Below are 2036 nucleotides of genomic sequence, written 5' to 3' on the forward strand. Positions count from 1 at the left end.
CGGTCGAGCATGAGCTGGAGGGCGCCGATGGCGATCCCGAGCAGGGCGAAGCCGAAGACGTCGAAACGCCGGTCCTGCCGCGGTGTCTCCTGCACGAAGGCGAGGATCCCCGCCAGCGCCAGCAGTCCGAAAGGCAGATTGATGAAGAATACCCAGCGCCAGTTGTAGTACTCGGTGAGGTAACCGCCGAGGGTGGGACCGAGGATCGGCCCGACCATCACCCCGATACCCCACATCGCCATCGCCGAGCCGTGTCGCTCCCGGGGGAAGGTGTCCAGCAGTACAGCCTGGGACAGCGGTACCAGCCCGGCACCGAAAATGCCCTGGAGCAGGCGGAAGAGCACGATCTCATCCAGCGACTGGGCGACGCCGCAGAGCACGGAGGCGACGGTGAAGCCGGCCACCGAGGCGATAAACAGCCGCTTGCGGCCCCAGCGCGCGGACAGGAAACCGGTCAGCGGTGTGGCCACGGCGGCGGCCACTATGTAGGAGGTCAGGACCCAGGATATCTGCTCCTCGGTCGCGGACATCGCCCCCTGCATGTGGGGCAGGGCGACGTTGGCGATTGTGGTGTCCAGGGCCTGCATGATGGTCGCCAGCATGATGGAGACCGTCACCAGGCCGCGGTGGGGCGTCGCGGCCGCCTCGTTCATCGATCGCCGTCGATGGTCCCGGCGTGGACGGCCGGCGCCACCGCGTCACGTGCCCAGGCCACGACCCCCTGCAGGAATGCCGGGCCGCGAGGGTGCCAGCCGGTGTCGATCTTCACCTCGGTGCTCAGGCCGGCGCGTAGCGGCCGGTCCGAGGGACCGTCGTCGATGGCGATGCGCACGGGCACGCGCTGGACCACCTTGACCCAGTTACCGGTGGCGTTCTGGCTTGGCAGCACGGAGAACTCCGCCCCGGTGGCCTGGGCGATGCTCTCGACGTGACCGTTCCAGTGCACGTCCGGGTAGGTGTCCACGTACAGGGTTACCGCCTGACCGGCCTTCACATGGGTGAGCGCGGTTTCCTTGACGTTGGCCGTGACCCAGACATTGTGGCTCGCCACCAGCGCCATGGCGCTGCCGCCGGGGGTCACGTACTGCCCCGGATCGGGCACCTTGGCGACGCGGCCGGCGAACGGCGCGGTCACCTGCGTGTGCTGCAGGTCGAGCCGGGCGGACTTCAGGGCCGCTGCGGCCGCGCGGTAATCGGGGTGTTGCTCCACCGGGATGTCCGGGTCGCCGGCGAGGCTTGCGCGGATGCGCTGCAGGGCACGCTCGAGCTGGTCCACCTTGTCCCGGGCCTGATTGCGTTCGTGGCGGTAGCGGTCGCGTTCGGACTCGGAGCTGACGCCGCGCTCGGCGAGTCGCTGGTGACGCTCGTATTCGCGCTGGGCGTAGTCCAGGTCGTGACGTGCGCCCGCCAGCGCCTGGGCCTGTTCGGCATACTGGGCCTTGAGTGTCCTGATGCGGGTGCGCGCGTTGGCCAGGGTCGCCTCGGCCTTGTCGACGGCGGCGCGGTAGGGCGCCGGGTCGATGGTGAATAGCCGTGTGCCGGCGTCGACGGCGTCGTTTTCGTGAACGGCCACGTCGGTGACGGGTCCGGGCACCTGGGGCGAGATCATCACCTTGTCCGCGCCGGTATAGGCGTTCTCGGTGGTCACGTAGCGCCCCCCGAGGAGGTAGAAGCCGCTGCCGACGACGACCGCCACGAGCGGCACGACGAGCAGCAGCAGGGTACGCAGGCCCCGGCGCGACGGCCGGCGCGGGAGGAGACGTCGCAGAAGACGCATGGGTCCGGGCATGGTGGCTGTGTTCTCCGGGGTCTGGGACGGTCAATCCAGCGTTGCTGGTGGCGTCCTGCCTGGGGAATCCGGGAGATTCGGGCGTACGCCCGAACCGGTTAGGATAGCAAAAACATTGTTAGGAAGCTAACAGAACGGTGCGCCGGCTGAGGCCGGGCAAACACGCCGATTGCCGGTTATGCTGGGTGGGGGCCACACGGAGGGTGCGATGAGCGACGCGATCTACACGGCCTTGCGCGAGGGCATA

2 protein-coding genes are annotated in these 2036 nt (G+C 68.7%); both read right to left on the reverse strand.

The genetic code is table 11. From position 1 onward, the window contains the following. On the reverse strand, positions 1-653 hold a 653-nt coding region (locus G7A99_RS13375; RefSeq protein WP_163140906.1), incomplete at its 3' end, for a DHA2 family efflux MFS transporter permease subunit. Beyond that, positions 650-1789 carry an HlyD family secretion protein gene (locus G7A99_RS13380; protein ID WP_205599849.1) on the reverse strand — a complete coding sequence of 380 codons (1140 nt, stop codon included), beginning with the start codon at positions 1787-1789 and terminating at the stop codon, positions 650-652. The genes G7A99_RS13375 and G7A99_RS13380, both read right to left, overlap by 4 nt. Positions 1790-2036: the final 247 nt, after the last annotated feature.

It is taken from the genome of Arhodomonas sp. KWT (genome assembly GCF_010993615.1).

Bases quoted from the DNA above. Each gene is read 5' to 3' on its own strand.
- G7A99_RS13380 (WP_205599849.1), bottom strand. From the start codon at position 1,789: ATGCCCGGACCCATGCGTCTTCTGCGACGTCTCCTCCCGCGCCGGCCG.